Genomic DNA, 25,004 nt, shown 5'->3' with positions numbered 1-25,004 from the left:
GCCGCCTGACCTGCGAAGATTCGGGGGTGACCGACGCCGTCCCCTCGCCCCACCCCGGCCTGGCCGAGAGCCCCTTCCTCCTGGCCGCGCGCGGGCAGGAGCCGGCGCACACCCCGGTCTGGTACATGCGGCAGGCCGGCCGCTCGCTGCCGGAGTACCTCGCCGTGCGGGAAGGCATCGGGATGCTGGAGTCCTGCATGGACGCCGACCTGGTCACCGAGATCACCCTGCAGCCGGTGCGCCGCTACGGCGTCGACGCGGCGATCTTCTTCTCCGACATCGTGCTGCCGCTCAAGGCCGTCGGTGTCGACCTCGACATCAAGGCGGGGGTCGGACCCGTCGTGGCGTCCCCCGTGCGCACCCTCGACGACGTGGCGGCGATCCCCGACCTCACGCCCGAGCACGTGCCCTACATCTCACAGGCCGTCCGCCAGCTCGTCGCCGAGCTCGGCGCGACGCCGCTGATCGGCTTCGCCGGGGCGCCCTTCACCGTCGCGTCCTACCTGGTCGAGGGTGGGCCGTCGAAGGAGCACGCGAAGACCAAGGCGATGATGTTCGGCGCTCCCGACGTGTGGGACGCGCTCATGCGCAAGATCGCCGGCATCGCCGCCGCCTACCTCCGGATCCAGGTCGAGGCCGGCGCGTCGGCCGTGCAGCTCTTCGACTCCTGGGCCGGCGCGCTCACCCCCGCCGACTACCGCGCCTCGGTGATGCCGCACTCGCAGCGCGTGCTCGCGGCGGCCGGAGAGCTCGGCGTGCCGCGGATCCACTTCGGGGTCGGCACCAGCAACCTCCTCGGGCTCATGGGCGAGGCCGGTGCCGACGTCGTCGGCGTCGACTGGCGCACGCCGCTCGAGCAGGCGATCCCGCTGGTGGGCGACCGCGCCGTGCAGGGCAACCTCGACCCCACGCTGGTCTTCGCGCCCACCGAGGTGATGACCCGGCGCGCCGCAGAGGTGGTCGAGGCCGGGCGACGGGCCAAGGGGCACATCTTCAACCTCGGCCACGGCGTGATCCCGTCGACCGACCCGGGTCAGCTCATGGCGCTGACCGACTTCGTGCACGGCTGCTGATCGGCGTCACCGGCGGGAGGTCGGGCGCAGCCACGGGCAGCTCCAGCGAGGCGACGTAGGCCCGCGCCTGCCGCACGAGCGCCGTCTGCAGGTCGCGCAGGGGCTCGGGCACGCGCTCGGCGCGACGGCGCAGCATCAGCAGCGTGACGGTCGTCTGGTCGGTCTGGATCGGGCGCGTCGTCAGCACGCCCGCCTGCACGAGGGGGTCACCCGCGATCGAGAAGTCGGGCAGGACCGAGATGCCCAGACCGGCCGCGACCATCGCCTTGCCCATCTCGGCGCCGTCGTTGGAGTAGGTGGTGCCGGGCAGCGCGCCCGCGAAGAGCCGGTGGGCGTACCGGTGCATCACGAACCCGGGACGCATGAGCACGTGCGGCTCCGCGCGCAGGTCGTCGACGGTGACCCGCTCCTTCGCCGTGAGCGGGTGGTCCGCGCGCAGGCACGCGACGGGGGTGCCGTCGATGAGCCTGTCGGCGACCAGCGTGGGCGGCACCTCGTCGCCGGGCAGCACGTTGACCAGACCCAGGTCGAGGGAGCCTTCGGTGAGGCCCTGCTGGATGTCGGTCTGGCGACCGTTGACGACCTCGACGCCACCCGAGCCGTGGCGGGCGTGCAGGTCGCGCAGCGCGGGGGCGAGCAGGCTGGACGACGCGGTGTTCACCGTGCCGATCCGCAGGTCGCGACGACGTACGGACTGCTGGCCGGCGGCCTGTCGGAGGCGGTCGACGGCCTCGAGGACCTCGGTCATGCTCTGCAGCAGGTCCAAGCCCTGCCGGCTGATGCGCGAGCCTGTGCGGCGACGGTCGAGCAACGTGGTGCCCAGCTCCTTCTCCAGCTTGGTGACGGCCTCGCTCAGCGCCGGCTGCGAGATGTGCATGGCCTCGCTCGCCCGTCGCAGTGACCCGTGCTCGGTCACGGCCGCGAGGTACTCCAGCTGTTCGATCCGCACCCGTTCGCTCCTGCTCTCTGTGCTGCCTGCGTCCGGCCGGGACCGGACCTCGGTCCGGAACAGGCCCTCGCGGGGTGGTCGGCAAAACCTGCTGCCGGGGTGCCCGGTTCGGCGACCCGACTCCCTAAAGTCTACTGAATAACTCTACAAAACGGGAGGAACCCATGACCAACCTGCGTGTCCGGCCGACCCGCTCGCGTGGCGAGCGTGCCGTCCCGGAGGCCCGAGGCAGCGTGTCCGCTGCCGCCGCGAGGTCCGAGGCCGACCTGCTCGCCGAGTGGGCCCCGGTCCTCGACGCCGTCGCGGAGGGAGCGGTGCAGCGCGAGCTCGACGGCGAGCTGCCAGTGGAGGCCGTGCGGCTGCTCAAGGCCGAGGGGTTCGGCGCCCTGCGTGTCCCGCAGGCCTTCGGCGGGGCAGGGCTCGACGTCGTGGGCCTGTCCCGGCTCTGGATCGAGCTCGCGGCCGTGGACGCGAACCTGACCCAGGCCTTCCGAGGGCACTTCGCCCTCGTCGAGGACCGGTGCTGGCACCACGTCCGCGGCAGCGACCAACGGGTCTGGTTCGACCGCTTCGTCGCCGGCGAGATGGCGGGCAACGCCTGGTCGGAGGTCGGGTCCGACATCGACCTGCCGCGCACCGTCCTCCGCCCGCGTGCCGACGGGTCGTACCGGCTCGACGGCACCAAGTACTACACGACGGGCAGCATCTTCGCCGAGTGGGTCGAGGTGCACGCCCGGCTGGTGCGCCCCGGTCACCCCGACGAGGTCGAGGACCCGACGGCGATCGTCGTCGTCGACACCCGCGACCCCGGCGTCCACGTCACCGACGACTGGGACGGCTTCGGCCAGCGCGGCACCGGCAGCGGGACGACGACCTTCGACAACGTCGGGGTGGCCGCCACGGACGTCCTGCCCTTCGAGGACCGCTTCCCCTACCAGACGGCGTTCTACCAGCTGAACCTCCTCGCGACGCTGACCGGCATCGCACGGTCGGCGCTCGCCGATGTGGTCGGGGCCGTGCGGGAGCGCACGCGCAACTTCTCCCACGCCAACGCCCCGCGCGTGCGCGACGACGCACAGGTCCTCGCGCGGGTCGGGGAGGTCGCAGCCGCGGTGTACGCCGCCGAGGCCGCGACGCTGCGGGTCGCCGCCAGCGTGCAGGCCGTCGCCGACGCAGCCGGCGGGGGTGCCGAGGAGGTCGCCGCGCTGGTGGAGGCGAGCGAGATCGAGTCCTCGACCGCCCAGGTCGTGGTCTCCGAGCTCGTGCTCCGCGCCACCTCCGACATCTTCGACGCCCTCGGCGGCTCGGCCACCGCGCGTCCGCTGGCGCTGGACCGCCACTGGCGCAACGCGCGGACCGTCGCCTCGCACGACCCGCGGGTCCTGAAGGCGCGGGTGGTCGGCGCCCACGCCGTCAACGGCACGCCGCCGCCGTACGCCTGGTCGATCGGCGCCACCCGCCGGCGCCAGGAGTGGGCCGGGCCGGGCCCCGCACCCGGCCGCGCCGGCTGACCGGTCGCCCGAACCCGGCCGGTCGCGGCTCGCGGGCGGGTGCCTCGTTCCGCCTGCAAGGCGCTGCCTGCCACCCCCTCGACATCCCCGGCCCCGGTCCTGCGCGGACTGGTGGCGACTGGTTGCTATGTTTGTCTACAAGATAGATAGAGATTAACCACAGCCGTCCCGAGGAGGACACCCGTGAGCACGACGTCCGCCCCCATGCGCGAGCCGGCACGGCTCGGGGTCGCCGCGGCGACGGTGCCCGTGCTCACCTCCGACGAGGCCGTCGCGGTCGCGGCGGACATCGCCGCCGAGCTCGCCGCGACGTCGCTCGAGCGCGACCGCGACCGGCTCCTGCCCGCCCCGGAGCTCGTGCGGCTGTCGGCGTCCGGCCTGCTGGCGGTGACGGTGCCCGCCGAGCGCGGCGGCGCCGACCTCGACGTCGAGACCCTGGTCGAGGTCTTCCGGATCCTCGCAGCGGGCGACCCGAGCGTCGCCCAGGTCCCGCACAGCCACTTCGTCTACGTCAACGCGATGCGGCACCAGGGCACTCCGGGGCAACAGGCGTTCTTCTTCGGCGAGGTGATGGCCGGCAAGCGTTTCGGCAACGCCCAGTCCGAGGTCGGCACCCGGCACGTCCGCGACATCCGCACCGCGCTCACGCCCGTGGGCGGGGGACGCTGGCGGCTGAGCGGCACCAAGGGCTACAGCACGGGTGCGCTCTTCGCCGACTGGATCCCCGTGCTCGCCCACCGCGACACGCTCGCCGCGCCCGGCACCGGTCCGCTCCACGTCGCCTGGGTGCGGCGCGGCGCCCCGGGCGTGACGGTCACCGACGACTGGAACGGCATGGGCCAGCGCACGACGGCCAGCGGCACCGTCGACCTCGTCGACGTGGAGGTGCACGACGACCACATCACGCCGTACCACCTCACGTTCGCGGGCCCCCAGACCTACGGCGCCTTCGCGCAGGTCCTGCACGCGGCGCTCGACGTCGGCATCGCCCGAGCGGCGCTGCGCGACGCGGCCGCCTTCGTGCGCACGACGTCACGGCCCTACCCCGACGCCGGCGTGGAGCGCGCCGCGGACGATCCGCTCGTGGTCCAGGCGCTCGGGCAGATGGAGGTCGACGTGCGCGCCGCGGAGGCCCTGCTGCGCGAGGCCGGCCGGACGGTCGACGCGGCGAACGCCGACCTGACCGCCGACAGCGCCGCCAGCGCCAGCCTGGCCGTGGCCGCCGTGCGCGCGCTGTCGGCGCGGGTGTGCGTCGAGGTGGCGAGCCGGCTGTTCGAGGTCGCGGGCACCCGGTCCGCCCTCGACTCCCTCAACCTCCACCGGCACTGGCGCAACGCCCGCACGCACACGCTCCACGACCCGGCGGCCTGGAAGGTCCAGCACCTCGGCAGGTACGTCGTCGACGGCACGCCGCCGCCCAACCACGGCCAGCTCTGACCCGCACCCTCGAAAGGACACACCGACCCCATGAAGTTCCACTGGTTCCTGCCCACCAACGGAGGCGACGGCCGCCACGTCGTCAGCGGCGGCCACGGCGTCGAGCACGGCGCCGCCGGCCGGCCGGCCAGCGTCCCCTACCTCGGGCAGGTCGCGCGCAGCGCCGAGCAGCTCGGCTTCGAGGCCGCGCTGACGCCCACCGGCGCCTGGTGCGAGGACGCCTGGCTGACCACGGCGATGCTCGCTCCGCTCTCGGAGCGGCTGAAGTTCCTCGTCGCGTTCCGTCCCGGCCTCACCTCGCCGACGCTGGCCGCGCAGATGGCGGCCACCTTCCAGAACCTCACGGGCGGACGGCTGCTGCTCAACGTGGTCACCGGGGGCGAGTCCCACGAGCAGCGCGCCTACGGCGACTTCCTCGACAAGGACGCACGCTACGAGCGCTGCGGCGAGTTCCTCTCCATCGTCCGTCGGCTGTGGACGGGCGAGGAGGTCACCTTCGCCGGGCGCCACCTCCGCGTCGACCAGGCGCGGCTGCAGCAGCTGCCCGACCCGGTGCCCCGGATCTACTTCGGCGGCTCCTCGCCGGCCGCCGGCGAGGTCGCCGCCGAGCACGCGGACGTCTACCTCACCTGGGGTGAGCCGCCCGCAGCGGTGGCGAAGAAGATCGCGTGGATCCGGGAGCTGGCCGAGCAGCGGGGCCGGGAGCTGACCTACGGCCTGCGCGTGCACACCATCTCGCGCGACACCTCGGAGGAGGCCTGGGCCGAGGCCGCCCGCCTCCTCGCCGGCATCTCCGACGAGGACGTCCGCCGCGTCCAGGAAGGCCTCAAGCGCTCGGAGTCGGTGGGCCAGCAGAACATGCTCGCCCTCAACGGCGGCAGCCGCGACGGCCTGGAGATCCACCCCAACCTCTGGGCGGGCGTGGGCCTGGTCCGCGGCGGCGCCGGCACCGCGCTGGTCGGCAGCCACGAGGAGGTGGCCGACCTGATCGAGGAGTACCACTCGGTGGGCATCGACGAGCTCGTGCTCTCCGCCTACCCGCACCTCGAGGGCGCGTACGAGTTCGGCGAGGGCGTCCTGCCGGTGCTCGAGAAGCGCGGCCTCTGGACCAGCCCGGTGCCGGTGACGGGACGCGCGTCGGTCCCCTTCGGCGGCCAGCGGGCCGCGTCATGAGCACCGCCCACGCCGCCCGTGTCGCCGTCGTCGTCGGCAACCCCAAGCCGCGCTCGCGCACCTACGAGGCGGCCCTGACGCTCGCCGACCGACTGGGCGGAGCCGACCTCGTCGTCGACCTGGCCGACCACGCCTCCGAGCTCTTCGACTGGGGCTCGGAGAGCGTCGGCGACCTCGTCGAGCAGGTGGCCGGCAGCTCCGTCGTGGTCGTCGCCAGCCCGACCTACAAGGCGACCTACACCGGCCTGCTCAAGGCGTTCCTCGACCGCTTCCCGCACCAGGGGCTCAGCGGCGTCACCGCGGTCCCGCTGATGCTCGGCGCCTCGCCCGCGCACTCGCTCGCCACCGAGCACGGCCTGCGGCCGCTGCTCGTCGAGCTGGGCGCCTCGGTGCCCACGCGCGGCCTCTACGTCCTCGACGCCCAGCACGACCGGCCCGAGCCCTACGACGCCTGGTTCGCCACCGCACAGCAGCTCCTTCCCGCCCTGCCGGCCCCCGTCCAGATCCCCGAGGTGACGTCAGCATGACCGTCCACGCCCCGTCCGCCCCCGCCATCGACCAGCGCACGCTCCGTGACGCCTTCGGTGCCTTCCCCTCCGGCGTCGTCGCCGTCGCCGCCTCGGTGAGGGGCCAGCTCACCGGCATCGCCGCGTCGTCGTTCACGTCCGTGAGCATCGAGCCGCCACTGGTGTCGTTCTCCATCGCGGCGACCAGCTCGACCTGGCCCCTCCTGCGGGAGGCGGACCACCTCGGCATCAGCGTGCTCGCCGACCACCACGACGTGGTGTGCCGCCAGCTCGCCGGCCCGCGCGAGGAGCGGTTCACCGGGCTGCCGTTCAAGGTGACCGGCACCGGCGCGGTGCTCCTCGACGAGGCCGTCGCGACCTACGACTGCTCGCTCCACGAGGAGGTCGTCGCCGGCGACCACCTCATCGTCCTGCTCGAGGTCCACGAGGTCGGCGCCGGCGACGGCGAGCACCCGCTCGTCTTCCACCGCTCGGCCTTCGCCAAGCTGCACCGCGACGACCTCGACCCGGCCCGCCTCGACGGCCGCATCAACGGCGCCGCGGTCGACCGCGGCGTGCGCGACGGCGAGGACCCGGCGGGTGCGACGTCCCACGACGCCGCCGGCACGGACGCCGAGGACGCGGCATGAGCGCCCCCAGCACGGTCCAGGCGGCCCCCACGCCGCGCCGCGTCGCGCTCGCCTCGGCGGTCGGCGCGACCATCGAGTGGTACGACTTCTTCCTCTACGGCACCGCCGCCGCCGTCGTGTTCGACAAGCTCTACTTCAACGGTCTCGACGGGCCCGCCGCCCAGTTCGCGGCGTTCGCCACCTTCGCGGTCGGCTTCCTCGCCCGCCCCGTCGGTGGGCTCGTCTTCGGGCACTTCGGCGACCGGGTCGGGCGCAAGCAGATGCTGCTCCTCACCCTGGTCATCATGGGCGTCGGCACGGCCCTCATCGGACTGCTTCCGACCTACGACGCGATCGGGGTGTGGGCGCCCGTCGCCCTGGTGGTGCTGCGCGTGCTGCAGGGCATCGGCGTCGGGGGTGAGTACGGCGGTGCCGTGCTGCTCGCCGTCGAGTACGCCCCGGCCGAGCGCCGCGGCTTCTACGGCAGCTTCGCCCACATCGGCGTACCCGGCGGCCTCGCCCTCGCCGCCGGCGCGTTCTCGCTGGCGGGCCTGCTGCCGGAGGAGGCGTTCCTGGCCTGGGGCTGGCGCGCGTGCTTCCTGATGAGCATCGTGCTGCTCGGCATCGGCGCCTACATCCGGCTCTCGGTGATGGAGACGCCGGAGTTCGCCAAGGTGCAGGAGCGCAAGGAGATCTCGCGGCTCCCGCTGCGCGACCTCGTGGCCGAGCAGCCGCGGCCCCTGCTGCTCGGCATGGGCACGCGGTTCACCGAGGGCTTCACCTTCAACCTGTTCTCCGTCTACCTGCTCGCCTACGTCGCGACCAACCTCGCGCTGCCGCGCAGCTGGGCGCTCGACGCGATCCTCGTCGGCGCCGTGCTGGGTGTGGTGCTGGTGCCGGTCGCGGGGGCGCTGTCGGACCGGGTGGGCCGCAAGCCGGTCTACCGGGTCGGCGCCTGGGTCGGCCTGCTCTTCGCCTTCCCGGCGGCGTACCTCGTGCAGACGGAGGACAGGTGGGCGATCTCCGTCGTGTTCGTGGTGGGGCTCGGGCTGGTCTACGGCACGGTCTACGGCCCCCTCGCGGCCTTCTGGTCCGAGCTGTTCGACACGCGCTACCGCTACACGGCGCTCAGCACGCTGTACCAGATCTCCGGCATCCTCGCCTCCGGGCTGACCCCGCTGATCGCGGCGTGGCTCGTCACCCGCGGCGACGGGACCCTCTGGTGGGTCGCGGCGTACAACGTGCTCGTCGCGGCGATCTCCCTCGTCTGCGCCCGGTTCCTGCCCGAGACCCGGGGCCGGGGCCTGGACCGCGCCGACCCCGAGACGGAGCCGGTGCGCGAGCAGGTGCCCGCCTGAGCGGACCTGACGGGGCCCCGGCGGGTCCCGTCAGGACGCGTCGGGCCCGGTGAGGGAGGGTCAGGACTTCGCCAGGGACTTCTGGGCCGGCGCCTTCCGGGCGGCCGCCTTCTGGGCCGCCTTCTTCGCCGCGGGCCTGCCGCCCTTGAGCCGCACCCGCAGCTGGTTGCCCGAGCCCGCCGTCTCCAGGTAGGGCTGCGCGGTGACCAGCGTGCTCAGGCGGGCCCCGGGGCCGGCGAAGTTGCGGGCGTCGAACGACGGGTGGGTGCGGATCAGCTGGTTGCCCAGGGCCGGCAGCATCGCCCAGCCCTCGTCGTCGGAGACGGCGTTGACGGCGCGGGTGAGGGCACTCTCCAGGTTGATCTCGACCGAGGCCGGCTCCGCGGAGTCGTGCGCGTCGTCGTCGTCGCTGTCGTCGTCGTCCTGCCGGTCGGCGACCACCGCGAGGTCGATGAACTTGTCGCAGGCGTTGCGCAGCGACTCCGGCGCCTTGTTCTCGCCCAGGACGTAGACCGTCTTCCCCGACTCCCGCAGGCGGTGCGCGAGGCTGGTGAAGTCGCTGTCGCTGGTGACGAGGGCGAAGGCCTCGACGTTGCCGTCGTAGAGCAGGTCCATCGCGTCGATGACGAGCGCGAGGTCGGTGGAGTTCTTCCCGGACGTGTAGGCGTTCTGGTGCATCGCGCGCAGGCCCAGGCTGTTGAGGATCCGCGCCCACCTGCTGAGGTGCGGGTTGGTCCAGTCGCCGTAGACGCGGCGGATGGTCGGGTTGCCGTACTTGGCGACCTCGCTCAGCACCTCGTTGGCGAACGCGGCCCTGGTGTTGTCGGCGTCGATCATCACCGCGATGCGGTCGGCACCGCCATTGGCTTCCATGGCGTGCAGCCTAGGCTGACCGTGTGGTGCGGGGCGCGTGGGACACGGTGGTCGTGGGTGGCGGGATCGCGGGTTCCGTGGCCGCCCGCGACCTCGCGGCGGCCGGCCGCGACGTGCTGCTGCTGGAGGCGTCACCGCAGGTCGGCGGCAAGCTGCGCACCGCGGAGGTGGCCGGCCTGAGCGTCGACGTCGGCGCCGAGGCGATGCTCGCCCGTCGCCCCGAGGGCGTCGCCCTGGCCGAGGAGCTGGGCGCGGCGGTCGTCCACCCGACCGGCGCCGCCTCCGCCGTCTGGTCCCGCGGGGCGCTGCGGGACCTGCCGCGCTCCGTGATGGGCGTGCCGCTCGACCTCGACCAGCTCGCCCGCAGCGGTGTGCTGAGCCCCGAGGGCCTGGCGCGCGCGAGCACCGAGAGCGACAGCGCCGTCGACGGCGACGTGTCCGTGGGGGACCTGGTGGCCGCCCGTCTCGGCGACGAGCTGGTCGACCGCCTCGTCGAGCCCCTCCTGGGCGGTGTGTACGCCGGTCACGCCCGCCGTCTCTCCGCCGCCGCGGCCGTGCCTCAGCTGCTCGCGATGGCCCGGCGCGGGCGCCTCCTCGACCAGGCGGCGGCCCTCCCGGCGGCCACCGGTCCGGTCTTCGCCGGGCTCCCGGGAGGGATGGGACGCCTCCCCGCGCTGGTCCGCGACGCCGGTGGCTTCGAGGTGCGGACCTCGGCCACCGTCCGTGCGCTCGGGCGCACGCCGGGTGGGTGGGCGCTCACGGTCGGACCCACGACCCGGGCGGAGACGGTCGGGGCCCGCTCGGTCGTGCTCGCCACGCCGGCCGCCGCCACGTCCCGACTGCTCGCCGACGTGGCGCCGGCAGCGGCGGCCGAGCTGGCCGGCGTGGAGGCCGCCAGCGTCGCGGTCGTGACGCTCGCCTTCCGGGCCGCCGACGTCCCGGACGCGCTCTTCGAGCGCTCGGGCTTCCTCGTGCCGCCGGTGGAGCAGCGTGCGATCAAGGCGTCGACCTTCTCGTTCGCGAAGTGGGGCTGGGTGCGCGACCTCGACCCCGACGTCGTGCTCCTGCGCACCTCGCTCGGCAGGCACGGCGAGGAGGTCACCTTGCAGGCCTCCGACGAGGAGCTGGTCCGCGCGTCGCTGGCGGACCTCGCGGCCCTGGCCGGCATCACGGCGCGCCCGGTCGACACCCACGTCCAGCGGTGGGGCGGTGCGCTCCCGCAGTACGTCGTCGGTCACGCCGAGCGCGTGGCGCGGATCCGCGCGGCGCTCGCCGACCAGCCGGGGCTGGGCGTGTGCGGCGCGACGTACGACGGTGTCGGCGTCCCCGCCGTGATCGGCTCGGCCCGGCGCGCTGTGGCCTCGCTCACGCAGGCAGAATGACGTCATGAGCACGGACAACGACACGAAGACCAACGCCGCCCGCACGCGCGAGCTCAACGACACCATCCGCTACACGATGTGGTCGGTCTTCAGGCTGCGTGACGTCCTCGGCGACGCCGACCGCGACGCCGAGGCGACCGACGTCCAGGCGCTCTTCGACGTGCTCGCCGAGCAGGACGTCACGGTCCGGGGCCTCTACGACGTGAGCGGCCTGCGCGCCGACGCCGACCTCATGGTCTGGTGGCACGCCCCCGACTCCGAGCAGCTGCAGCAGGCCTACAACGCGTTCCGGCGCACGTCCTTCGGTCGCCGCCTCGACCCGGTGTGGTCGCAGATGGCGCTGCACCGGCCGGCCGAGTTCAACAAGTCGCACATCCCGGCGTTCCTCGCCGACGAGGAGCCACGCGCCCACGTCTGCGTCTACCCGTTCGTCCGGTCCTACGAGTGGTACCTGCTCGAGGACGGCGAGCGTCGCCGCATGCTGGCCGAGCACGGACAGCTCGCGCGCGGCTACGCCGACGTCCGCGCCAACACCGTCGCGTCGTTCGCGCTGGGCGACTACGAGTGGCTGCTGGCCTTCGAGTCCGACGAGCTGCACCGCATCGTCGACCTCATGCGCGACCTGCGCGCCTCCGACGCGCGACGCCACGTGCGCGAGGAGGTGCCGTTCTACACCGGCGCCCGCGTCACGCCCTCGGAGCTGCTCGCCCGCCTGCCCTGACCGGTCCGGCGAGCCAGCGGGGAACGGCGTCGCGGGCAGTAGCGTCGGACCACCATGAAGACCTTCGCTGCTGCCGCCGCGCTCACCGTGCTGGGTGCCCTCGCCGCCTGCTCGACCGAGGAGGACATGCGCGCCGTCGACGCCGCCGCTGAGGACGTGTCGACCTCCGACGACTCCTCGGACGCTCCCGCCGACGGAGTCCCGAGTCCCGTCCCCGAGGGCCGGGTGCGGACCACCGGCCTGGTGACGGTGCTCGACAGCGGCGAGGGCCCCGAGCTCTGCCTCGGTCCCGTCGCGGAGTCCCTGCCGCCGCAGTGCGGCGGCCCGGCCGTCGCCGACTTCGAGTGGGGTGACGTCGGCTCCGAGCAGGCGTCGGGCGTGACGTGGGGCCAGTACGCCCTGACCGGCACCTTCGACGGCACCACCTTCACCGTCTCCGACGCCATCCCGGCCGCGCTGTACGACACGGTGGCCGAGCCGCAGGAGGAGCCGCTCGCCCCGGCGTGCGACGACGCGACGACCACGGACACCGCGAAGTCGACCCCCGAGGACATGGACGCCACGCTGGCCGCCGCCTCGGCACTGCCGACGTACGCCACCGCCTGGCTGAGCGGCAACACCATCAACGTCGCCGTCACCGGGGACCCCGAGGGCGCCGAGGCCGAGCTGCGCAGGACGTGGGGCGGGATGCTGTGCGTGACCACGGTCGATCGCACCGAGGCCGACCTCGACGCGATCAACCGGGAGCTGCAGGCCGCGCTCGGCGAGCAGCTGCTGACGAGCGGGTCCTTCGCGCCGGACTCGCTCGACGCGCACGTCGTGTTCGACGACGGGTCGATCCAGGAGTGGGCCGACGCCACCTGGGGCGAGGGCCTGGTGCGGGTCAGCTCCGCGCTGGAGCCCGTCGCCTGAGCGTCACTTCTCCTTGAGCGTGATGGCGATCGAGTTGATGCAGTAGCGGTCGCCGGTGGGAGTGCCGAAGCCGTCGGGGAAGACGTGGCCGAGGTGCGAGCCGCAGGTCGCGCAGCGCACCTCGACGCGCTTCATGCCGTGGGAGTTGTCCTCGATGTACTCCACGGTGTCGGTCATCGGCTGGTAGAAGCTCGGCCAGCCGCAGCCGGAGTGGAACTTGGTGTCGCTGGTGAAGAGCTCCGCGCCGCAGGCCTTGCAGGAGTAGGTGCCCTCGGTCTCGGTGTCGGTGTACTCGCCGGTGAAGGCGCGCTCGGTGCCGGCCTGCCGCAGGACGGCGTACTCCTCGGGGGTGAGCTCCTCGCGCCACTGCTCGTCGGTCTTCTGCACGTCGTAGGCCATGCCCCGAGTTTACGGCCGCGCTCCAGCGTCGCCTGCCGCTAGGGTCGGGGGATGGCGAAGGCGTCGGAGGCGTACGTCCGGGCGGGGGAGCGCGAGGTCCGCGTCTCGTCCCCCGAGCGCGTGATCTACGAGGCGACGGACTCCACCCCCGAGGTGACCAAGCTGATGGTCGCGGAGTACTTCGCGAGCGTCGAGGACGGCCTCATGCGCGCGCTGCGCGACCGGCCGACGGCGCTGGAGCGGTGGACGTCGGGCGTCCGGCCGGGGATGCGGCTCGCGACCGGGCCGCAGGACCGCAACGCCGACGCGTTCTACCAGAAGCGGGTGCCGAAGGGCGCTCCGGACTACCTCGAGTCGGTCGAGATCACGTTCCCGTCAGGCCGGACCGCGGAGGAGATCTGCCCCACCGAGATCGCCGTGCCGGTGTGGTGCGCCCACATGGGCACGCTCACCTTCCACCCGTGGCCGGTGCGGCGCGACGACGTCGACCACCCCGACGAGCTGCGCATCGACCTCGACCCGCAGCCGGGCACGGACTTCGCCGACGTCGTACGCGTGGCGGGGGTCGCGCGCGAGCTGCTCGACGACCTCGGCATGACCGGCTTCGCCAAGACCTCCGGCAACCGCGGCGTCCACGTCTACGTGCGCATCGAGCCGCGGTGGGACTTCGCCGCCGTCCGGCACGCCGCCATCGCGTTCGGCCGCGAGCTGGAGAAGCGCGACGACGGCGTGACGACGGCGTGGTGGAAGGAGGAGCGGGGCGAGCGGATCTTCGTGGACTACAACCAGAACACCCGCGACCGCACGATCGCGTCGGCGTACTCCCTGCGGCCGATCCCCGGCGCCCCGGTCTCGACACCGGTCACCTGGGACGAGCTGGCCGCGCTCGCCTCGCCGCGCGACTTCACGCTCTTCACGGTGCCCGAGCGGCTGGCGTCGAACGGCGACCCGTGGGCGGCCATCGACGACGTCCACCACTCGCTGCAGCCGCTGCTCGACCTGTGGGAGGAGCACCCCGTCGAGCTGAACTTCCCTCCCGACCACCCGAAGATGCCCGGCGAGCCGCCGCGCGTGCAGCCGTCGAAGAAGGTCGAGTCGCACTGGGACGCCGAGGGGAACCGGATCGCCGACTGAGGCGCCCGCTGCCCGGCGCTCGGGCTCGGGCAGGCGGCGGTGAGTGGGGCAGCTTCCGAGGCGGCGGAATCTGCCTCACGCACCGCTCCGCGGGCCTCGGGCGGGCGGCGGTGAGTGGGGCAGCTTCCGAGGCGGCGGAACCTGCCTCACGCACCGCTCCGCGCGGTCCCGGGCAGGCGGGCGGTGAGTGGTGCAGCTTCCGAGGCGGCAGAACCTGCCTCACGCACCGCTCGGCGGGGGCTCCGGCAGGCGGCGGTGAGTGGGGCAGCTTCCGAGGCGGCGGAACCTGCCTCACGCACCGCTCGGCGGGGGCTCGGGGCAGGCGGCGGTGAGTGGGGCAGCTTCCGAGGCGGCAGAACCTGCCTCACGCACCGCTCCGCGGGGGCTCGGGCAGGCGGCGGTGAGTGGGGCAGCTTCCGAGGCGGCAGAACCTGCCTCACGCACCGCTCGGCGGGAGCTCCCAGGGCGCCGGGATCGGGAAGTACTGCTCGAGGAAGTCGTGCAGCAGGGCGCCGGCGCGCTCCTCGTCGAAGGCGGCGACGAGGTTGTCGGCGATGCAGAAGAAGTCGCGGTCGCGCCGGAGCATCTGCCTGAGCTGCACCGGCAGCTGCTGGTGGCCGAGGTCGACGTAGCCGTGGTGGGCCGTGGCGCGGAACGCCTGACCGGTGACGAGGCCGTAGCTCTGCGCGAACGACGACAGCAGCGACAGGTCGGTGGGGGAGCGGAAGGGCGCGTGCGTCGTGCGGTCGACCTCGGCGGGAAAGCGGGCCGCGATCTCCTCCAGCGTCGTACGCCGCTGCGGGTGCGGGCTGTGCATCATCGTGGTGGTCAGCGCGACGCCGAACGCCTCGGCGAGCACCCGGCGGTTGTTCTGCGCGGCCGACAGGTAGGGGCGGTCGTCGGTGCCGGGCAGCCCGACCGCGCGGTGCTCGGCGACGAACGCGGCGTACTGGCCGCCGGGGGTGAAGAAGTGCTCCGGGCGCCGGGGCCGGCCGAGGAAGACGTCGTCGTTGACGTAGACGAAGTGGTCGGCCAGCTCGGGCACGCAGTGCAGACGGGTCTCGATCGCGTGCGAGCTGAACGTCGGCAGGGCCGACTCCGGCAGGATGTCGCGGTGGTCGACGAGCCGCACCTTCTCGTGCGAGGTGTCGAGCCACGACGGCACCTGGCCGGCGGTGACGAGGTGGATGCGGCGCACCCACGGCGCGAACAGGTGGATGCTGCGCATCGAGTAGCGCAGCTCGTCGCGGCTGCGGTAGCGGGAGGCGCCCCCGGCACGGTCGCTCGGCGTGCCGCCGAGCGCGGTGATGCGCGCGTCGCGCGCCTCCAGCCAGGCCTCGTCGTCCCCGTCGACCCACGTGTACACGACGTCCACGTCGAAGCGGCAGTCGTCGACGGTGGGCAGCGCCATCACCTCGAGGGTGGGCACCTCGACGCCCTCGACGGTGATCGTGGTGCCGGGCGTGCCGGCGGGGACCCGGTCGCCGTAGCGGTTGAGGGCCGGCGCCAGGAGGTCGCCCTCGGGCGACTCCTCCCAGAACTGCACGCCCACCTCGGCGCCCTCGCCCAGCAGGCCCTCGTGGCCGCCGCGCATCGGCCACGGCTCGAGGAAGAGCGAGGCCGTACGCGTCCGAGCGAGGTCGTCGGTCATCGCGGCGACCGTGCCCCGGCGCTCGTGCCAGCCGCGCTCGGCGGGATCGCGGACCGAGAGCCAGTCGGGGACCGGTCCGGCAGCGAGCGCCGTCAGGAACGCCTCCCGGCGCGACGACGGCACGACGACCAGCGGGTGGGCGTCGAGGCCGCGCGCGGGCACCACGAACCACCCGTCCCCGGTGGCCGCGGCGGCGGAGGTGAGGGCCGTCAGCGCGGTCGTACGCGCCTGCGCGGGCGTGACTCCTGCGGCTCCGGTGGTCTCGGGCAGGTCGCCGAGGGGACCGGGCCGCATCCCGTGCAGCACCCGGCGCGGGGCGAGCGGGTCGGCCCGCCGGGCGACCGCGGTGCGGAAGACCTGCACCCACCGGCGGGCGAGCGCCTGCCCGTCCCACTCCCGCGACCGCTCGAGGGCCGCGGCGCCGAGGCGGGCGCGGAGGTCGTGGTCGGTGGCGGTGCGCAGCATGGCGGCGGCGAGCGCGGCCTTGGAGCCCGGCGGCACCAGCAGGCCGTCGACGTCGTGGGTGATGATCTCGCGGGGGCCGGAGGGACAGTCGTACGACACCGGCGGCACGCCCGCGGACATCGCCTCCTGCAGCACGAGGGGGTAGCCCTCGCCGCGCGAGGCCAGCACGGCGACGCTGGTGCGGGCCCACTCCGCGGCAAGGTCCTGCGTCGACCCGGGCAGCCGCACCCGGTCCTCGAGGCCGAGCTTGCGCACCTGCGCGGCGAGGTTGCCGGACCGCGGCCCGTCGCCCCAGACGGTGAGCGTCCAGCCCGGCAGCTGCTCGTGGATGCGCCAGAAGGCGTCCACGACGTGCTCGAACTGCTTCTCCGGAGCGAGCCGCCCGGCCGTGACGAAGGTCCGCTGGTCCAGCGGGGACCGCGCCTGCGGGTGGGCGGGAAGCGGGTTGGGGACGACCTGCAGCTCGGGCGCGGCGCCGCCGAGGCGGCCGGCGAGCCACCGCGACATCGACTCGGTCAGCGACACCACCACGTCGGCGCGCGGGGCGAACTGCAGCAGCGCGCCGAGGTCGTTGACCCGGCTGGAGGAGGCACGGTGCTCCTGGTGCACCAGCGCCACGTCGTCCGGTGCGAGCTGGGCGACGACCGCGAGCAGCTCGGGGGTGGTCGTGACGAGGACGTCGGCCGCCATGACGCGGAGGGCGTCGCGCAGGGTCGCGTCGGTGAGGCCGTTGTAGAGCGCGTCCCAGCTGCGGGGCACGATCACCGACTCGCGCGCCGCGAGCTCGCGGGCGACCTCCGCCGCGGGCGTGCCACTGACGGCGACGGGGTGCTCCCCGCGGACGTCGACGAGGTAGGTGACCTCGACGCCGTCGGCGAGCGGGTAGTGGGTCGAGGAGCCGCTGCGGGTGACGCTGAGGATCCGGACGCGGTGTCCCTCGCCGAGCGCGTGCAGGGCGTTGGCCTGCTCGATCCCCGAACGCGCCGTGCCGCCCATGCCGTCGGCGTTGAACAGGACGAGGACCACGTCGAGCGGGCCGTCCCGGCGGACGCGGCGCACCGCCGAGCGCACCTTGCCCCCGAGTCGGTCGGTCAGTGCCACGTGTGCCTCAGTCCTGTCGGTGGAGGGTCGCCGGTCGGGTCGCCACGATACTGGTGACGGCTCCGGAGGCCGGGTGCGCGGCCGATAGGGTGAGCCGCATGCCGACCTCCCCCGCCCGACCAGGCGCGCAGCCGGCCGTCCCGCTGGTCCTCGTCTCCGGTTCCGGCCGGAGCGGCACCAGCTCGCTCGCCGGCACCCTGAAGCGGCTGGGCCTGCACGTGCCGCAGCCGGAGGTGGAGGCGTCGGAGACCAACCCGCGGGGGTTCTACGAGCCGCAGTGGGTCATCGACTTCCACAAGCGGCACCTCCGCGAGCTCGCCCTGTTCAACATCGACAGCCGTCCCTCGGCGGTCGACCTGGTGGCCGGCCACGTCGCCGAGGGCCTGCCGGCAGCGGAGCTGCGCGAGTGGCTGGCCGGGCAGCTCGCGGCGTCGGAGCGGGGGGACGCCCAGGTCGTGGTGAAGGACCCGCACGCCTTCTGGTTCGCGCAGGTGTGGCAGGAGGTGTCCGAGGAGCTCGGTGCCGACCTCCGCTGGCTCACCGCGCTGCGCCACCCGGCCGAGGTCGTGGGGTCGCGTGACATCGCCTACCTCTCGAGCCAGTCCGAGGAGCTGCGCCTCACCAAGGAGACCTCCAACGTCGCCGGATGGGTGCACGCCGCCCTGCTCACCGAGAAGGCGGGGCGCGGCGGCAAGCGGTCGTTCGTGAGGTACGTCGACCTGCTGGCCGACTGGCGTGCCGCCCTGGCACCGGTGCAGCAGCAGCTGGAGCTCGAGCTCGACGCCGACCTGTCCTCGAGCGGGCACCACGCCGTCGACGACTTCATCGAGCCGTCCATGCGCAAGTCGCAGCTGACCTGGGACGACGTGCGCACCCCGGACTGGCTGCGCGACATGGCCGAGGAGGTCTGGCAGCTGCTGGGCGTGCTGACCACCACGCCGCACGACTCGGACACGCTGGCGGCGCTCGACCGGATCCACGCCGACTACCAGTCCCGGTACGCCGACGCGGTCGCGCTGACCTTCGACCACACCAAGGCCGAGGCGACGCTGGCCGCGCGCGAGGCCCGGGACGCGCAGCGCGCCACCGTGCAGCAGCTGCGCCGCGAGCTGGCCGCGGTGCGTGCCGCTCAGCCGCCTGCCGTGGGCGGCCGGGAGGCGGCCGCCATCCTGCGCCGGGCCGTCGTACGCCGCGTCACACGCCGCTGACGCCCTCGCCCGCGCCGGAGGCCTGCTCGTCGAAGTTCTCGTGCTCGATGAGGTGCAGCACCGGCACGCCGAGCCTGCGACGGGCGCGGGAGGTCCAGTCGACGTGGAAGAACTCGGCCACGACGTGCGGCCGGGTGAGGATGATCGCCTCGCGGGCGTCGACCGCGGTCACCATCGCGGCGAGCGCGTCGACCGGGGGCTCGGACGTCACCTTGCCGTGCGCCGTGCCGCCTGCGGCGGCCAGCGCGGCGAGGGTCCTCTGCAGGTCGGAGGAGGAGTTCTCCTGGCACTCGCGGCGCAGCGCCTCGATGTCGACGTCGTTCATGGCGAGGGCCGGGGCGGCCATCAGGTCGCCGGCGCCGAGGGTGCCCAGCGAGGCCTCGATGCGGGCCGCGGCGTCCTCGAGGGGGAGCAGGACGTGGTAGACGACGGGGTCCTGGATCTCCGCGTGCAACGACCGCACCTGCTGGGCGTCGGCGGGGGTCAGGGCCTGCTCGACGAGGAGCACCACGTCGTAGGTGCCCTGCCCGTCGTGGATGGAGTCGTTCGCAGGAAGGTGGTCGGAGCTGTTCTCGGTCATGACTCGCCTCCGGGTTCGGTGCTGAGGATTCTAGTGAGGTCGTAGCCCGCGGGCTCGTCGAGCTGGGCGTAGCCGCAGCTCTCCGGGTCGCGGTCGGTGCGCCACCTCTTGAAGTGCGCGGTGTGGCGGAAGCGGCGACCCTCCATGTGGTCGTACTTCACCTCCAGCACGCGCTCGGGGCGCAGGGCGGTGAAGCCGAGGTCCTTGCCGGCGCTCCAGCGGCTCTGGGTGCCGGGGATCCGGTCGGGGTTGGCGGTGAGGAACTCCGTCCAGCGGCCCCAGGGGTGGTCGGCGACGTCGCACACCAGCGGCTGCAGCTCGTGCCACAGCTCGGCGCGGCGCTTGGCGGTGAAGCTCGCCGAGACGCCGATGTGCTGCAGGTCGCCGTCGTCGTCGTAGAGCCCGAGCAGGAGGGATCCCACCAGCGGGTTCTCGGGCGTGGAGGTCTTGTGCTCGCGGTAGCCGGCGAGCACGACGTCGGCGGTGCGCTCGTGCTTGATCTTGAGCATGGTGCGCTTGTTGGGCTCGTAGGCCGCGCCGAGCGGCTTGGCGACGACCCCGTCGAGCCCGGCGCCCTCGAACTCCTCGAACCACCGCTCCGCCTCGGCGGGGTCCTCGGTCGTGCGGGTCAGGAAGCACGGGCCGGTGCCGTCGAGGTGTCCGAGCGCCTCCACGAGCGCGGCACGGCGCTCGGCGAAGGGTCGCCGCAGGTAGGACTCGTCGCCGAGCGCCAGCAGGTCGAAGGCGACGAACCCGGCCGGTGTCTCCGCCGCGAGCCTGTCCACGCGGCTCGCCGCGGGGTGGATGCGCTCCTGCAGCGTCTCGAACTCCAACCGCCAGCCGGCGGCGCCTTGCAGGCCGACGAAGATCTCGCCGTCGAGGACGACGCGTGCGGGCAGCTGCCGGCGTACGGCGTCCACGACCTCGGGGAAGTAGCGCGTGAGCGGCTTGGTGTTGCGGCTGGCGAGCTCCACCTCGTCGCCGTCCTTGAAGACCAGGCAGCGGAACCCGTCCCACTTCGGCTCGAAGCTCAGCCCGCCGTGCCTGGCCGGGTCCGGCACGCCGCTCACGCTCTTCGCCAGCATCGGCTGCACGGGCGGCATTACGGGGAGGTCCACAGCGCAGAGCCTAGTGCCGCAGCGCCTCCCCGGACCGGCGGCTAGTCGTCGCCCTTGAGGGAGAACGAGCGCAGGCGGTCGCCGGCGAACCACACGCCGACCACCGTCACGACGGCGCTGGCGATGACGGCGTAGGGCAGGTTGGCCGGGTCGGGCAGCTCGTCGGAGACGGCGTGGCCGACACGCAGGCCCCACTGCCCGATGCTGAGCCAGGCGATGCCGGTGAAGAGGTTGCCCAGCAGGCTCTCCCAGATCAGCACGAACATCAGCGACGCGATGACGGCGTGCCGGGTGACCGCCGAGATCGCGAGGAACAGCGCGGAGTACGCCGTCCCGGCGACGGCGGCGCCGAGGAAGAGCGCGCCCGCCCGGGTGCTGTCGCCGGTGACGAGGGCGGCGACCAGGACCGGCAGCGCACCGGCCGCCAGCGTCGCGGCGAGCGCCACGACCCACTTGCTGGCCGCGACGGCGTAGCGGTTCACCGGCTTGGAGAGCAGGTAGACGATCGACCCGTCGTCGACCTCCGGCCCGAGCACCGACGACGCCGCGAGGATCGCGACCAGGGGCAGGACCAGGGGGTAGCCCAGACCGGGCAGGATCTCGTAGGCCGCCTCGCCGTCGACCAGGGCGGTCACCAGCGCCACCAGTCCGATGAGCAGCACCGGGAAGGCGAGCAGCAGGAAGAAGCGGCGCCGGCCCAGGAGGGCTTGCAGGGCGAGCTTGGCGATCGTCGCGTTCATGCGGGGTCCTTGATCATCGGGCCACCAGGTAGGCGAAGACGCTCTCCAGCGACTCGTCGCTGGGGGAGAGCTCGAACAGGGTCACGTCGTGCTGCCGGGCCAGCGCGGGCAGGCTCACCGCGAAGCTGCCCAGGTCGCCGACCTGGACGTCGAGGTGGCCGTCGGCGCGCAGGCTGACCGCCCGGACGGAGTCCTGCGCCATCAGCGCGGCGGCGAGGGAGCGGTTGTCGCTCGACTGGATGGCGTACTGCACCGGCCGGTCGGTCATCAGCCGGCGGATCGCGCCGAAGTCGCCCGAGGCGGCGTGCCGGCCCGAGACCACGACCTCGATGTGGCGGGCCAGTCGCTCGACCTCCTCGAGGATGTGCGAGCTGAACAGCACGGTGCGGCCCTCGTCGCCGAGGCGGCGCAGCAGGTCCATCAGGTGCATGCGCTGGCGCGGGTCCACGCCGTTGAAGGGCTCGTCGAGCAGCAGCACGGCCGGGTCGTGCACCAGCGCGGCGGCGATCTTGACGCGCTGGCGCATGCCCTTGGAGTAGGTGTCGAGCCGGCGCCCGGCCGGCTCGACCATGTCGACCACCTCGAGGATGCGCTCGGTCGCAGCGGCCGCGTCGGGGAGCCGGTGGAGGTCGGCGTTGGCCCGGACGAACTGGCGCCCCGTCAGGTAGCCGAAGCTCAGCTCCCGCTCGGGCACCAGCCCGATCCGGCGGTAGGTCTCGGTGTTGCGCCACACCGGTTGCCCGTCGAGCGTGACGTGCCCGGCCGACGGGGCGAGGAAGCCCGCCATCATCGCCATCAGCGTCGTCTTGCCGGCGCCGTTGGGGCCGAGGAGGCCCGTCACGCCGGGGCCGATGGAGAGCGACACGTCGTTGACGGCGACGACGTTGCCGAACCAGCGCGAGGTCGAGTCGAGGACCAGGGTGCTCATCGCGAGCCCACCTTCCGGAAGCGGGCGACCAGCCCGAGCAGGCAGCCGGCGACCAGCAGCAGCGCCACGATGGCGTACGCCGGGACCCAGGCGCCGTCGACGGGCGCCGGGGTGTCGATGCCCGCGTCCCACGCGTTGCCGAGGCCGTTGTGCAGCGACCACGGCGACAGCAGGCCGACGCCCACGGAGACCGACTCGCTGTCACCGTCGTAGTAGGCGATGTTCTGGATCACGGTGACCACGCCCGTGAGCACGATCAGCGCCATCACGGAGCCGACCACCGCGAACCCGCGGCGCAGGGAGACCGAGGAGATCAGCCCGGACACGCCGGCGAGCATGGCGGCGAGCAGGACCTGCAGGGTGAGCGCCTTGAGCACGGCGCTGGCCTGGTCGCTCTTGTCGAGGCCGGCCAGCATCGCGCCCGCGAAGAGCAGGACCGTCGGGACCGCCGTGAAGACGAACATCGCCACGGTCAGCGACAGCCACCGCATCAGCGCGAACACCGGCGACGACAGCGGACGGGCGAGGTACAGCACGATCGAGCGGTGCCGCAGGTCGCGGGAGAACAGCACGGGCGCCTGCGAGGCGGCGAAGAGGCTGATGAGCAGCTGCGTCTGGTTGGTGTAGTCGGCGTAGGACACCGGCAGCGAGCCCAGGCCGGTGAGGACGACGACGCCGACGACGATGGCGGCCGGGAGCAGCGACATCGCGAGCAGCACGAAGGGCATGACCTTCGACTTGCCGGAGCGGCCCAGGCCGTACGCGTGGCGCAGGCCGGTGACGAATAGCGTGCGCGCGATCGTCGCGGTGCCCTCGCGCACGCCGTCGAAGTGGCGGTAGCCGAGGTCGTGGATGACGCCGGGACGACCCGGGGCGGCGGCTTGGTCAGGCACGGGTGCCTCCTTCGAGGAAGACGTCCTCGAGGTGGCGCCGGTCGGGCTGGAGGCGCATCAGGCCCAGCCCCAGCTCGGCGGCCACGTCGCGGATGAGGTCGTGCGCGGCACCGCCCTCGGCCAGCCCGGGAGGCGGCGGGTCGACCGCGACCATGGTGCCCCGCGGGCGGCAGGTGAGCCCGCGGCGCGCGAGCGCCTCCCCGAGCCGGTCGCGCTCGGTCTCGGTGCCGACGACCTCGACGAGCAGGCTGCCGGTGCGCTCGAGGAACTCGCCCGTCGCGCTGCTGCGCAGCAGGTGGCCGCCGTCGAGGACGATGACGTGGTCGCTGACCTGCTCGAGCTCCCCGAGCAGGTGCGAGGTGACGAGGACGGCGATCCCGAAGTCGTTGCCGATGCGCTGCACCAGCCGCAGCATGTCGGTGCGGGCGGCCGGGTCGAGGCCGTTGGTCGGCTCGTCGAGGAACACCAGCCGCGGGTCGTGGGCGAGGGCCTGGGCGAGCTTGGCGCGCTGCTTCATGCCGGTGGAGTAGCCGCCCATCGGCCGGTAGCGCTCCTCGTCGAGCCCCACGTGGCGCAGCACGTCGGCCGCGCGCTCCCGGGCCGCCGAGGCGCCCAGCCCCGACATCCGCGCCATGTGCACGACGAAGTCGCTGGCGCTGACGTCGGGCGGCAGGCAGTCGTGCTCGGGCATGTAGCCGACGAGCCGCCGGATCTCCTGGCTGTGCTCCTCGATGTCGTGGCCGAGCACGTGCGCGTGCCCGGTGGTCGGCTCGAGGAGCCCGAGCAGGATCTTGATGAGCGTCGACTTGCCGGCCCCGTTGGCGCCGACGAGCCCGGTCACGCCGTCCCCGACGTCGACCGTGAGGTCGGTCAGGGCGTGGACCGTCCCGTAGTGCTTGGTGAGGCCAGCGGTCGAGATGACCGGCAGCGGCCCGGTGAGTTCCCCCGTCACGACGGTCACGCTAGCGGGGGGCGCCGTCGTCCGGCATCAGGGATCGCCCGGATCCGTGTGGAGGTGTGGTGAAGATGGCGTGGCCGGTCGGCGTACGCCATCCCTGCTGCGTCGCTCGGGCCTGCCGGCGCGGGGCGCCGCGTGCGTCATACGGAGCGGGACGTATGGGTGCGTTCGTATGACGTCCGGGGCGGCGGGGGGCTGCGTCATACGGAGCGGGACGTATGGGTGCGGGTTCGTATGACGTCCGGGGCGGCGGGGGGCTGCGTCATACGGAGCGGGATGTATGGGTGCGGGTTCGTATGACGCCCGGTGGCTGGCCCTAGGCTGTGGCACCTATCCCCGGTTGGTCTGCCGGCAGGGCCCGCCTGACTTTGAATCAGGACTAGCGACGTAGGTTCGACTCCTACCCGGGGAGCCAGCCGCTCGTCGGAGCACGGCGGCGCGGGGAGCAGGCGACCGCGCCCCCGTCCCCGTCCTCAGGCCCGACGCGTTCACCCGCTCGAGGAACGCCCGGTAGTCCGCGGCGCTGCGGCGCGGGACCTCGAGCATCGGCATGTGCCCGATGCCCGGGTAGACGACGATCTCGGCGCCGGGGACGCCGTCGGCCCAGGTGCGGGCCGTGCTGACGTGCACCAGCCGGTCCTGGTCGCCCCACATCACGAGGGTCGGCACGGTGATCTCCGGCAGCCGGTCGTCGAGGGTGCCGACGCCGTGGAAGCCGGCGAAGATCTCCTCGAGCTGGTCGCGCCGCGACACGTGGTGCGTCGCCACGGCGGAGCGCAGGAAGGCGGGCAGGAACGGGGGGCGCGCCATCGTCATCGCGTAGAAGTCCGCGAAGTCGTCCACGTCGTCGAGCAGGAACGGGTTGCGGCCCGCGCGGAGCTCGAGCTCGGCGTCGCTGGGCTCGGGCGACGCGACGCCGACGGCGTCGCTCAGCAGCAGCGACCGGACCCGCTGGGGATGGGCCACCGCCAGGGTCGCGGCGACGAAGCCGCCCATCGAGTTGCCCGCGACGTGCGCACGCTCGACGCCGAGCCGGTCGAGCAGCGTCGCGACCCGGTCGGCCTGGGCGGCGGCGGAGTAGTCGGCACCGGCGGCGAAGCCGGACGCGCCGTGCCCGGCGAGCTCCGGCACGACGACGCGGTGGTCGCGCAGCAGGTGCCGCGCGAAGCGCACCCACACCACGCGGTCGGCCGAGTAGCCGTGCAGCAGCACCACGACCGGTGCATCCCGCGGGCCGCCGTCGAGGACCGCGAGCGTGGCGTCGCCGACGGCGACGCGGCGCTCACGCAGGCCGTACGCCCTCGC

The 25,004-nt window shown here is 73.5% G+C and carries 22 protein-coding genes, 1 tRNA gene and 1 pseudogene; 13 read left to right on the top strand and 11 right to left on the bottom strand.

Features of this window, described 5'->3' with window-relative positions:
- The first annotated feature begins 26 nt into the window (after positions 1–26).
- Positions 27–1,073, top strand: a complete 1,047-nt coding sequence (gene hemE, locus J3P32_RS05085) for a uroporphyrinogen decarboxylase (protein WP_307861590.1) — start codon at positions 27–29, stop codon at positions 1,071–1,073.
- Here hemE and J3P32_RS05080 read toward each other — a convergent pair.
- Positions 1,039–2,022, bottom strand: a complete 984-nt coding sequence (locus J3P32_RS05080) for a LysR family transcriptional regulator (protein ID WP_210438742.1) — start codon at positions 2,020–2,022, stop codon at positions 1,039–1,041. The genes hemE and J3P32_RS05080 overlap by 35 nt on opposite strands.
- 164 nt (positions 2,023–2,186) lie before the next feature.
- Between J3P32_RS05080 and J3P32_RS05075 the strand changes: the two genes are divergently transcribed.
- The 6 genes from J3P32_RS05075 to J3P32_RS05050 all read left to right on the top strand — a co-directional run bounded on the left by J3P32_RS05075 (position 2,187) and on the right by J3P32_RS05050 (position 8,636).
- Positions 2,187–3,533 carry an acyl-CoA dehydrogenase family protein gene (locus tag J3P32_RS05075; RefSeq protein WP_210438741.1) on the top strand — a complete coding sequence of 449 codons (1,347 nt, stop codon included), beginning with the start codon at positions 2,187–2,189 and terminating at the stop codon, positions 3,531–3,533.
- A gap of 183 nt (positions 3,534–3,716) precedes the next feature.
- Positions 3,717–4,970 (top strand): SfnB family sulfur acquisition oxidoreductase, encoded by a 1,254-nt coding sequence (locus J3P32_RS05070; RefSeq protein WP_307861589.1) that lies wholly within the window; start codon positions 3,717–3,719, stop codon positions 4,968–4,970.
- Positions 4,971–5,000: 30 nt separating this feature from the next.
- Positions 5,001–6,143 (top strand): LLM class flavin-dependent oxidoreductase, encoded by a 1,143-nt coding sequence (locus J3P32_RS05065; protein WP_210438740.1) that lies wholly within the window; start codon positions 5,001–5,003, stop codon positions 6,141–6,143.
- On the top strand, positions 6,140–6,670 hold the full coding sequence (locus J3P32_RS05060) for an NADPH-dependent FMN reductase (RefSeq protein ID WP_210438739.1): 531 nt from the start codon (positions 6,140–6,142) through the stop codon (positions 6,668–6,670). Before J3P32_RS05065 ends, J3P32_RS05060 begins: the two co-directional genes overlap by 4 nt.
- Complete coding sequence (locus J3P32_RS05055; protein WP_210438738.1) at positions 6,667–7,299, top strand: flavin reductase family protein; 633 nt, start codon at positions 6,667–6,669, stop codon at positions 7,297–7,299. Before J3P32_RS05060 ends, J3P32_RS05055 begins: the two co-directional genes overlap by 4 nt.
- A complete protein-coding gene (locus tag J3P32_RS05050) occupies positions 7,296–8,636 on the top strand; it encodes an MFS transporter (RefSeq protein ID WP_210438737.1) in 1,341 nt (446 codons plus the stop codon). The genes J3P32_RS05055 and J3P32_RS05050 overlap by 4 nt, the downstream gene beginning before the upstream one ends.
- 60 nt (positions 8,637–8,696) lie before the next feature.
- Here J3P32_RS05050 and J3P32_RS05045 read toward each other — a convergent pair whose 3' ends face one another.
- Complete coding sequence (locus J3P32_RS05045) at positions 8,697–9,509, bottom strand: NYN domain-containing protein (protein WP_210438736.1); 813 nt, start codon at positions 9,507–9,509, stop codon at positions 8,697–8,699.
- Positions 9,510–9,532: 23 nt separating this feature from the next.
- On the opposite strand from J3P32_RS05045, the gene hemG reads away from it, so the two are divergent.
- From hemG to J3P32_RS05030, 3 genes are read left to right on the top strand one after another with little or no spacing between them, the layout of a single operon-like run.
- Complete coding sequence (hemG, locus tag J3P32_RS05040; protein WP_307861588.1) at positions 9,533–10,891, top strand: protoporphyrinogen oxidase; 1,359 nt, start codon at positions 9,533–9,535, stop codon at positions 10,889–10,891.
- Between the two features lie 4 nt (positions 10,892–10,895).
- Entirely contained in the window at positions 10,896–11,612 is a 717-nt protein-coding gene (gene hemQ / locus J3P32_RS05035) for a hydrogen peroxide-dependent heme synthase (protein WP_210438735.1), read from the top strand.
- 54 nt (positions 11,613–11,666) lie between these two features.
- Positions 11,667–12,524 (top strand): hypothetical protein, encoded by an 858-nt coding sequence (locus J3P32_RS05030; protein ID WP_210438734.1) that lies wholly within the window; start codon positions 11,667–11,669, stop codon positions 12,522–12,524.
- Between the two features lie 3 nt (positions 12,525–12,527).
- On the opposite strand, the gene msrB is transcribed toward J3P32_RS05030, so the two are convergent.
- The gene (gene msrB / locus J3P32_RS05025) at positions 12,528–12,923 is read right to left on the bottom strand and encodes a peptide-methionine (R)-S-oxide reductase MsrB (protein WP_210438733.1); all 396 of its coding nucleotides are present in this window, start codon (positions 12,921–12,923) and stop codon (positions 12,528–12,530) included.
- Positions 12,924–12,974: 51 nt separating this feature from the next.
- Here msrB and J3P32_RS05020 point away from each other — a divergent pair, with 51 nt between their 5' ends.
- Positions 12,975–14,057 (top strand): DNA polymerase domain-containing protein, encoded by a 1,083-nt coding sequence (locus J3P32_RS05020; protein ID WP_210438732.1) that lies wholly within the window; start codon positions 12,975–12,977, stop codon positions 14,055–14,057.
- A 436-nt stretch (positions 14,058–14,493) separates the two neighbouring features.
- Here the strand turns inward: J3P32_RS05020 and J3P32_RS05015 are convergent, their stop codons facing one another.
- Positions 14,494–17,274, bottom strand: coding sequence for a stealth conserved region 3 domain-containing protein (locus J3P32_RS05015; RefSeq protein ID WP_210438731.1), 2,781 nt, complete (start codon positions 17,272–17,274; stop codon positions 14,494–14,496).
- A gap of 98 nt (positions 17,275–17,372) precedes the next feature.
- Here J3P32_RS05015 and J3P32_RS05010 point away from each other — a divergent pair, with 98 nt between their 5' ends.
- Positions 17,373–18,482: a hypothetical protein gene (locus tag J3P32_RS05010; RefSeq protein ID WP_210438730.1), complete on the top strand. Its 1,110-nt coding sequence runs from the start codon at positions 17,373–17,375 to the stop codon at positions 18,480–18,482.
- Here the strand turns inward: J3P32_RS05010 and J3P32_RS05005 are convergent.
- Genes J3P32_RS05005 through J3P32_RS04980 form a run of 6 tightly spaced genes read right to left on the bottom strand, consistent with a single transcriptional unit; the run spans position 18,469 to position 23,693 of the window.
- On the bottom strand, positions 18,469–19,062 hold the full coding sequence (locus J3P32_RS05005; RefSeq protein WP_210438729.1) for a hypothetical protein: 594 nt from the start codon (positions 19,060–19,062) through the stop codon (positions 18,469–18,471). The genes J3P32_RS05010 and J3P32_RS05005 overlap by 14 nt on opposite strands.
- Entirely contained in the window at positions 19,059–20,180 is a 1,122-nt protein-coding gene (locus tag J3P32_RS05000; RefSeq protein ID WP_210438728.1) for an ATP-dependent DNA ligase, read from the bottom strand. Before J3P32_RS05000 ends, J3P32_RS05005 begins: the two co-directional genes overlap by 4 nt.
- Before the next feature lie 41 nt (positions 20,181–20,221).
- On the bottom strand, positions 20,222–20,920 hold the full coding sequence (locus J3P32_RS04995) for an ABC transporter permease (protein ID WP_210438727.1): 699 nt from the start codon (positions 20,918–20,920) through the stop codon (positions 20,222–20,224).
- Between the two features lie 13 nt (positions 20,921–20,933).
- Complete coding sequence (locus J3P32_RS04990; RefSeq protein ID WP_210438726.1) at positions 20,934–21,848, bottom strand: ABC transporter ATP-binding protein; 915 nt, start codon at positions 21,846–21,848, stop codon at positions 20,934–20,936.
- The gene (locus J3P32_RS04985; protein WP_210438725.1) at positions 21,845–22,741 is read right to left on the bottom strand and encodes an ABC transporter permease; all 897 of its coding nucleotides are present in this window, start codon (positions 22,739–22,741) and stop codon (positions 21,845–21,847) included. Before J3P32_RS04985 ends, J3P32_RS04990 begins: the two co-directional genes overlap by 4 nt.
- A complete protein-coding gene (locus tag J3P32_RS04980; RefSeq protein WP_307861587.1) occupies positions 22,734–23,693 on the bottom strand; it encodes an ABC transporter ATP-binding protein in 960 nt (319 codons plus the stop codon). The genes J3P32_RS04985 and J3P32_RS04980 overlap by 8 nt, the downstream gene beginning before the upstream one ends.
- Positions 23,694–24,032: 339 nt before the next feature.
- Between J3P32_RS04980 and J3P32_RS04975 the strand changes: the two genes are divergently transcribed.
- Positions 24,033–24,114 (top strand) — tRNA-Gln (locus tag J3P32_RS04975).
- A 164-nt stretch (positions 24,115–24,278) separates the two neighbouring features.
- Here J3P32_RS04975 and J3P32_RS18615 read toward each other — a convergent pair.
- Positions 24,279–24,872 (bottom strand): annotated as a pseudogene (locus J3P32_RS18615) (alpha/beta fold hydrolase); the annotation flags it as partial.
- Positions 24,873–25,004: the final 132 nt, after the last annotated feature.

The sequence above is a fragment of the Nocardioides xinjiangensis genome (genome assembly GCF_017916385.1).
GTDB classification, from domain to species: Bacteria; Actinomycetota; Actinomycetes; order Propionibacteriales; family Nocardioidaceae; genus Nocardioides; species Nocardioides xinjiangensis.
The sequence above is the reverse complement of the archived record's forward strand: the minus strand, read 5'-3'. Positions and strand labels throughout refer to the sequence as shown.